We start from the raw sequence: 7,729 nt of genomic DNA on the forward strand, positions 1-7,729 counted from the left end.
TCATTGGCGTTAGCACTCTGAAGGTGAGAGTGCTTACGAGGATCGGGCAGACGAGGCCCGTGGCCAGGTGGGGCAAGGAACCACCGAAGCCGCAGGCCGTCCGTCGCGGGCGTCGGCGCGGTCCTGGAGCGTTATCCACCCCATGTCCGGGAGGACCACTTCACATGGCCAAGATCATCGCGTTCGACGAGGAGGCACGGCGCGGTCTCGAGCGCGGGATGAACCAGCTCGCCGACGCCGTCAAGGTCACCCTTGGCCCCAAGGGCCGGAACGTCGTCCTCGAGAAGAAGTGGGGCGCCCCCACGATCACCAACGATGGTGTGTCCATCGCCAAGGAGATCGAGCTCGAGGACCCGTACGAGAAGATCGGCGCCGAGCTGGTCAAGGAAGTCGCCAAGAAGACGGACGACGTCGCCGGTGACGGTACGACCACCGCGACCGTCCTCGCCCAGGCGCTCGTCCGCGAGGGCCTGCGCAACGTGGCGGCCGGCGCCAACCCCATGGCTCTGAAGCGCGGCATCGAGAAGGCCGTCGAGGCCGTCTCCGGCGCCCTGCTGGAGCAGGCGAAGGATGTCGAGACCAAGGAGCAGATCGCTTCCACGGCCTCCATCTCCGCCGCCGACACCCAGATCGGCGAGCTCATCGCCGAGGCCATGGACAAGGTCGGCAAGGAAGGCGTCATCACCGTCGAGGAGTCCCAGACCTTCGGTCTGGAGCTGGAGCTCACCGAGGGTATGCGCTTCGACAAGGGCTACATCTCGGCGTACTTCGCCACCGACATGGAGCGTATGGAGGCGTCCCTGGACGACCCGTACATCCTGATCGTCAACTCCAAGATCTCCTCCGTGAAGGACCTGCTCCCGCTCCTGGAGAAGGTCATGCAGTCGGGCAAGCCGCTGCTGATCATCGCCGAGGACGTCGAGGGCGAGGCCCTGTCCACGCTGGTCGTCAACAAGATCCGCGGCACCTTCAAGTCCGTCGCCGTCAAGGCCCCGGGCTTCGGCGACCGCCGCAAGGCCATGCTGAACGACATCGCCATCCTCACGGGCGGCACGGTCATCTCCGAGGAGGTCGGCCTCAAGCTCGAGAACGCGGGCCTCGACCTGCTGGGCCGCGCCCGCAAGGTCGTCATCACCAAGGACGAGACCACGATCGTCGACGGTTCGGGCGAGAGCGACCAGGTCGCCGGTCGCGTCAACCAGATCCGCGCCGAGATCGAGAACTCCGACTCGGACTACGACCGTGAGAAGCTCCAGGAGCGCCTCGCGAAGCTGGCCGGCGGCGTGGCCGTCATCAAGGCCGGTGCCGCGACCGAGGTCGAGCTCAAGGAGCGCAAGCACCGCATCGAGGACGCCGTTCGCAACGCGAAGGCGGCCGTCGAGGAGGGCATCGTCGCCGGTGGTGGCGTGGCCCTGCTCCAGGCCTCCTCGGTCTTCGAGAAGCTCGAGGGCGACCTCACGGGCGACGAGGCCACGGGTGCCGCGATCGTGAAGCTGGCCCTCGAGGCCCCGCTGAAGCAGATCGCCGTCAACGCCGGTCTCGAGGGTGGCGTCGTGGCGGAGAAGGTCCGCAACCTGCCCGTCGGCCACGGCCTCAACGCCGCGACCAACGAGTACGTCGACCTCATCGCCGAGGGCATCATCGACCCGGCGAAGGTGACGCGCTCCGCGCTGCAGAACGCGGCCTCCATCGCCGCGCTGTTCCTGACCACCGAGGCCGTCATCGCCGACAAGCCGGAGAAGGCCTCCGCGGCCGCTCCGGGCGGCATGCCGGGCGGTGACATGGACTTCTGATCCTCTGGGATCGGCTGTTCACCGAGGGCGGTACCCCAGGCGGGGTGCCGCCCTCGGGCGTGGAGGGCGGCACCCGAGCCGGGGTGCCGCCCTCAGGCGTTCGGGGTGATGCTGGGTCGAGGACCCCTCACGGCGGGAGCGGACCATGATCACGTTGCTGACGACCCCGACGGACCGCGAGCTGGTCATCACCCGGACCTTCGACGCCCCGCCCGAACGGGTCTGGGAAGCCTGGACGCGACCGGAGCACGTACGCCGGTGGTACGGCGTGGCGGCCCTGACCACCACCGTCTGCGACATCGACCTGCGCGCCGGAGGCGCGTGGCGCTGGGGCCAGCGGTCCCCCGAGGGGCAGGAGATCGTCTTCTCGGGCACGTACGAGGAGATCGTCCCGAACGAGCGGCTCGTCTACACCGAGACCTTCGAGCTGATGCCGGGCCCGCCGGTGCACGTCACCCTGACCTTCGACGCGACCCCGGACGGCGGCACCGCGCTGACGAGTGCGTCGCTCTGGCCCTCGACCGAGATCAGGGACCAGGCGCTCGCCACCGGGATGGAGGCGGGGATCAAGGAGGAGTACGACCGGCTCGCCGCGTACCTCGGCACGATGTGACGGCTGAACGGCGAGACGGCTGACGGTGGTCGGCTTCCGGTTGACCGCTGACGGCCTCGGGCTCCCGGGTGACGGCTCCCGGCTGCCGGCAGCCGGCTCAGGTCGACGTGGTGCCCCTGCGGCCCCGGAGCGCGAACGCCGCCCACAGGACCGCGAAGGCCAGGGCCGCCACGGCCATCGCCGTCAGGGCGCCCGCCTCCGGGCGCCGGCCGAGGGAGACGCGCGTGCCCAGGAAGGCCAGGCCGACCGCGATCCGGCCGGTGGCGTAGACGGGAACCCGTGCGGAGGCTGCCCGCAGGACGGCCGCCGCCGCCACACCCACCACGAACCACGCGCCCAGGTACGGCCAGGGCGACCCGGGGGCGGCGGGCGGCAGCCCGTACTCGTCCGGACCGAACCGGAACAGGGATCCCGCCCACCCCAGGCCCACCCCCAGGGCGGCGACACCCGCCACCCAGCCGGCATGACGCCACAACGGGACCTCCGCCAGGGTCTCTTCGGTGCCGGGTTCGTCCGCGTCGAGGAATGCGTTCACGCTTTCAGGGACGTGAGCGGGCCGTCGCGCGTTGCCTCGGCGGGCGGGAAATCACGTGGTCCGCACACCGTCCCCGGGCATTGCCCTGGGCAAGGGGCCCGGGCACCCTGGGAGGGCCCGGGGCACGCGATGACCGGGGGCCGCGACGACGGGGGCGAACCGATGGGCCGCTCAGGACTGCCGTACCTCTTCCGACAGGACGAGCTGCTGCGCAAGCACGAGAACCGCGAGCCGGTCGTCCCGCGCGACGGCGCCGTCCGGGTCTTCGAGCACTCCTTCGACCGCGCTCTCGACGGCAGGCGCGGACCCTCCTACTTCCTGGTGTGGACACCCCGGCCTTAAGACGGCGCGGGCCGACCCGTCGCCGCCACCACGGAGATCGCCACGCGCTGGGCGGAGGCCGCCCGGGCCTTCGCCACCGCGGTGGACGGCGCCCGTGCCGAGCTGATCGCCGCCCACCGGCGGGCCGCGGCCGTCCCGTGGTGGAGGCGGGCCGCCGCCCGCCGCGCCCTGGGCGAGTGGGAGGAGGCCGGACGGCGCTACGAGCGGGTGGTGCGGGAAGCCGCCGAGGCGTACGAACCCGTCGGCCGGGAGATCAGCCAGGCGATCCGGACCGAGAGCGAGCGGGCCGCCGAACGGGTGCGCGAGGAGGAACGGCGCGAGATGGCCGCCTGGGAGCGCAGGCGGCGGCTCGCTGAGCGCGCGAACTGGGGCTGCACCGTGGCGACGAGCGGAGGCCGGCCGATCGTGTACGTCTTCCGGCACGACGTCCCCCTCGGCGAGGACATGCCCGCGTCGGCGGCCGCGCCCGGCAGCCCGCGCCTCGACCTGGCCGGCCTGCGCCACGCGCTCGAGGAGGTGAACGTGCCCGCCCCCTGGTGGGACGACGCCGCGCTCGCCGCGACGGAGCGCGAGCTGGAGGGTGTGACCTTCGCGCAGTGGTGGCAGCGCCTGTTCTCCGAGGACTACCGCACCTTCACCGCGCCTCCGCCCCGCTGGGACCCCTCCCCGTCGGGAGACCGCTCCGGAGGCACCGCCACCGGGGGCGGCGCCGTCGGCGGTACGGGCACCGGGGGCACCGGCGGCTTCGGCGGCGGAGTCAGCTGCGGCGGTGGCTTCTGACGGGGGCAAGCCCCACCCTCCACTCTCCCGGCTGCCGGATGGGATCGCGACGTCCCGTCAACAAGGCTCGATCCATGACGACTTGGACGCGCAACGCTCTCGTACTCGCCCTCTCCGCCGCCGCCGTGGCCGCCTCCCTCACCGGGGCGCGGGCCGCGCAGCCCGCTGGTGGGCTCGACTGGACGCCCTGCGGGCCCGACGGGCTCGGGCAGGAGTGCGCCACGCTCTCCGTCCCGCTGGACTACGGCGATCCCGGCGGACGCCGGACCACGATCGCCGTGTCCCGGATCCTGAGCGACCGGCCCGACGAGCGGCGCGGGACGCTGGTCGTGATCCCCGGCGGCCCCGGCAGCTCCGGGGTCGGGCGGCTGACGGCGAAGGGACCCTCTCTGCGAAGGGAGTTGGGCGGGACGTACGACCTGGTGGCGATGGACCCGCGCGGGGTGGGCGGCAGCGAGAGGGCGAGCTGCGGCCTCGACGAGGACGACCGCCGACTGGTGAACCTGCGGCCGTGGCCGGCCGCCGACGGAGGCATCGCCGCGAACGTCGCCCGCTCCCGGCGTACCGCCGAGGCGTGCGCACGCAACGGCGGCGAGGTCCTCGCCCGGATGACGACGGCGAACCAGGTGCGGGACCTGGACCGCTTCCGCCAGGCGCTCGGGGAGGAGAAGCTCTCCGCCTGGGGTGTCTCCTACGGGACGTACGTGGGCGCGGTGTACGCGCAGAGGTTCCCGGCACGCACCGACCGCTGGGTCCTGGACAGCAGCAGCGACCCCGACCCCACGAGGGTGGCCCGGGGCTGGCTGGCGTACATGTCGCAGGGTGCGGACGACCGTTTCCCCGACTTCGCGGCCTGGGCGTCCCACCCGGACCGGGCGGCCCGGGGCCTGCGGCTCGCGGAACGGGCCGAGGACGTGCGGCCGATGGTCCTGGCGCTCGCGGACCGGCTCGACCGGGAGCCCAAGGAGTCGACGAAGCCCGGCGTGCCGCTGACCGGCACCATGCTGCGGCAGGCCCTGCAGAGCGCGCTCTACTCGGACAGCGCCTTCCCCGGATTCGCCCGGCTGGTGCTCGACGCCCTGGACCCCGCCCGCAGGCCCGCGCCGACGCCCGACCTCACCGAGGCGCTCTCCCAGGAGGACGCGGCGATCATGGTCGGCGTCGTCTGCAACGACGTGCGGTGGCCGCGCTCCGTCCCCGCCCATCGGCGCGCCGTCGCGGACGACCGCGTCCGCCATCCGCTGACGGCAGGCTTCCCGGTGAACATCACACCCTGCTCCTTCTGGCAGGCCCCGGCCGAGAAGCCCGCCCGGATCACCGATCGCGGCCCGTCGAACATCCTGATGATCCAGAGCCTGCGCGACCCGTCCACCCCGTACGCCGCCGGCCTGAGGATGCGGGCGGCCCTCGGCGAACGCGCCAGGCTGGTCACCGTGGACCAGGGCGGGCACGGGATGTACCTGGGGAACGGCAACGCGTGCGGCGACCGGTCGGTGACAGCGTTCCTGCGGGACGGCGAGCGGCCCACCGAGGACACGTACTGCGCGAACTGATCCGGTCGGAAGCGGGGCGGTGGCGTCCGTGTGGACCGCCGGCGGTGGATCGTCGCGAGGCCGGGCCCTCCCCGGTGGTCAGACCTTCGCCGGCTCCGAGGGTTCGGAGGGCTCCGGAGCGCCAGAGGCGACCACCCCGGACGCCCCCGAACTCGACCCGGCCTCCGTGTCCACGTCGAACTCCTCCAGGAGTTCCCGGTTGAAGCCCCAGAAGTACGTCGCCACGAAACCCACCACATAGCCGACCAGCAGCCCGCCCGCGTAGACCGCGATCGTCTCGCCCAGGCCCTTGTCGCCGTCGAGGAGCGGGAAGAGGGCCCAGCCGGAGGGGCCGATGGCGGTGGAGCCGACCTCGGCGCCCAGCATGTTGAAGAGGCCGACGAAGCCGCCGCCGAAGGCGCCGCCGACGCAGGCCGTGACGAACGGGCGGCCCAGGGGGAGCGAGACGCCGTAGATGAGCGGCTCGCCGACGCCGAGGAAGCCGGCCGGGAGCGCGGACCTGATGGTGCGGCGCAGGGAGCCGTTGCGGGGGAGCTTGACGTAGACCGCCATCGCCGCGCCCGCCTGGCCCGCGCCCGCCATCGCCAGGATGGGGAGGAGGACGGTGTGGCCCTGCTGCTCGATCAGCGTGGTGTGGATCGGGATCAGCGCCTGGTGCAGACCCAGCATCACCAGCGGGAGGAAGAGACCGCCCAGGACGAATCCGGCCCCGGCGCCCGCGTGGGCCAGCAGCCAGTCGGCGAAGTCGCCGATCGCGGTCGAGATCCCGCCGGCCACGAACATCAGGCCGTAGAGGGTGGCGAGACCCGAGACGAGGACCGTCAGGGTGGGGGTGACCAGCACGTCCAGGGCCTCCGGGACCCAGCGGCGGCACCACTTCTCGACGTACACCGCCAGGACCGCCGCGCCCAGCGCGCCCAGCACCCCGCCCTGGCCCGGCGACAGCGTCTGGCCGAACGCGTCGATCTTCGCGACGCCGGGGAAGACGATGATGGCCGCCACCGCCCCGCCGAGGATCGGCGTACCCCCGAACTCCTTCGCCGTGTTGAAGCCGACGAAGACGGCGATCAGCGCCATGAAGCCGCTCGCGATCGCCGCGAGCGCGGGCGTGACGGACGGCAGCCAACCGAGGTTGACCAGCAGGCCGTTGAGGCCGGCGATGATGCCGCAGCCGATGAGGGCGGGGATCAGCGGGACGAAGATGTTCGCGATCCTGCGCAGGAACAGCTTGAAGGGGGTGGCGTTGCACTCCTTCCGGGCCGCCTTGATCGCCGCGCCCTGCGCCGCCAGGTCCTCGGCGGAGTGGCCCGCTGCCGTCCGGCCGGCGCCCGGGGCCGGCTCGGGCGCGGAAGCCGCCTCGGCGACCAGCGCCTCGAACGCGGGCGTCACGCGCGCCACCGTCCCGGGCCCGAGGACGATCTGGTACGTGTCGTCCTCCACCACCCCGAGCACGGACGGCAGCGCCCGCAGGGCGTGGTCCTGGACGAGGGAGCGGTCCCGCAGGCCCAGCCGGAGCCTGGTCATGCAGTGGGCCACGGAGTCGATGTTCCCCGCGCCGCCGACGAGCGGGAGGATCGCGGCGGCGATGGCGCGGTTCTTGTCGTCTGTGCTCATGGGGTCGTGCCTTGCTGTGGGGGGAGGGGGGAGGGGGAGCGAGGGGGTGGGGGCTGCGGCGACAGGGCGGTGTCAGCGGGCGTGGAGCGCCGCCCGCAGATGGCCGGCCGAGTCCGTCAGGCGCCGCGCGGCCGAGGGGGCGTCGATGTCGGCGAGGATCATCAGGATCGCCGTCTTCACCTCTCCGTCCGCCGCCGTGAGTGCCGTCTCGATCCGCTCGTCGGGCGCGCCGGTGGCGAGGGAGACGATCCGCCGGGACCTGGCCCGGAGCTTCTCGTTGGAGGCGCGGACGTCGACCATGAGGTTCCCGTACGTCTTGCCGAGCCGGATCATGGTAATCGTCGAGATCATGTTGAGGACCAGCTTCTGGGCCGTGCCCGCCTTCAACCGGGTCGAGCCGGTGAGGAGTTCGGGGCCGGTGACGACCTCGATGCCGTGTTCGGCGGCGGCCGCCAGCGCGCTGTCGGCGTTGCAGGACAGGCCGATGGTCAGCGCGCCC

General features: G+C 72.7%; 8 protein-coding genes. 5 read left to right on the plus strand and 3 right to left on the minus strand.

What is annotated here, in order from left to right:
• Nucleotides 1–164 precede the first annotated feature (164 nt).
• A complete protein-coding gene (gene groL, locus AB0K65_RS21650; protein ID WP_365718859.1) occupies nucleotides 165–1,793 on the plus strand; it encodes a chaperonin GroEL in 1,629 nt (542 codons plus the stop codon).
• 145 nt (nucleotides 1,794–1,938) lie between these two features.
• Nucleotides 1,939–2,406 carry an SRPBCC family protein gene (locus tag AB0K65_RS21655; protein ID WP_365718861.1) on the plus strand — a complete coding sequence of 156 codons (468 nt, stop codon included), beginning with the start codon at nucleotides 1,939–1,941 and terminating at the stop codon, nucleotides 2,404–2,406.
• Between the two features lie 97 nt (nucleotides 2,407–2,503).
• Here AB0K65_RS21655 and AB0K65_RS21660 read toward each other — a convergent pair whose 3' ends face one another.
• Entirely contained in the window at nucleotides 2,504–2,941 is a 438-nt protein-coding gene (locus AB0K65_RS21660) for a hypothetical protein (protein ID WP_365718863.1), read from the minus strand.
• Between the two features lie 162 nt (nucleotides 2,942–3,103).
• Between AB0K65_RS21660 and AB0K65_RS21665 the strand changes: the two genes are divergently transcribed.
• From AB0K65_RS21665 to AB0K65_RS21675, 3 genes are all read left to right on the plus strand, one after another.
• A complete protein-coding gene (locus tag AB0K65_RS21665) occupies nucleotides 3,104–3,283 on the plus strand; it encodes a hypothetical protein (RefSeq protein ID WP_365718865.1) in 180 nt (59 codons plus the stop codon).
• Nucleotides 3,284–3,364: 81 nt separating this feature from the next.
• Nucleotides 3,365–4,063, plus strand: a complete 699-nt coding sequence (locus tag AB0K65_RS21670; protein WP_365718867.1) for a hypothetical protein — start codon at nucleotides 3,365–3,367, stop codon at nucleotides 4,061–4,063.
• A 74-nt stretch (nucleotides 4,064–4,137) separates the two neighbouring features.
• The gene (locus AB0K65_RS21675; RefSeq protein ID WP_365718869.1) at nucleotides 4,138–5,616 is read left to right on the plus strand and encodes an alpha/beta hydrolase; all 1,479 of its coding nucleotides are present in this window, start codon (nucleotides 4,138–4,140) and stop codon (nucleotides 5,614–5,616) included.
• A 78-nt stretch (nucleotides 5,617–5,694) separates the two neighbouring features.
• On the opposite strand, the gene AB0K65_RS21680 is transcribed toward AB0K65_RS21675, so the two are convergent.
• Together AB0K65_RS21680 and AB0K65_RS21685 are read right to left on the minus strand one after the other, a co-directional pair.
• Nucleotides 5,695–7,230, minus strand: a complete 1,536-nt coding sequence (locus AB0K65_RS21680; RefSeq protein ID WP_365718871.1) for a PTS transporter subunit EIIC — start codon at nucleotides 7,228–7,230, stop codon at nucleotides 5,695–5,697.
• A 72-nt stretch (nucleotides 7,231–7,302) separates the two neighbouring features.
• On the minus strand, nucleotides 7,303–7,729 hold a 427-nt coding region (locus tag AB0K65_RS21685), incomplete at its 5' end, for an N-acetylmuramic acid 6-phosphate etherase (RefSeq protein ID WP_365718873.1).

The sequence above is a fragment of the Streptomyces sp. NPDC053755 genome (genome assembly GCF_040677675.1).
In the GTDB taxonomy this organism is placed as follows: Bacteria; Actinomycetota; Actinomycetes; order Streptomycetales; family Streptomycetaceae; genus Streptomyces.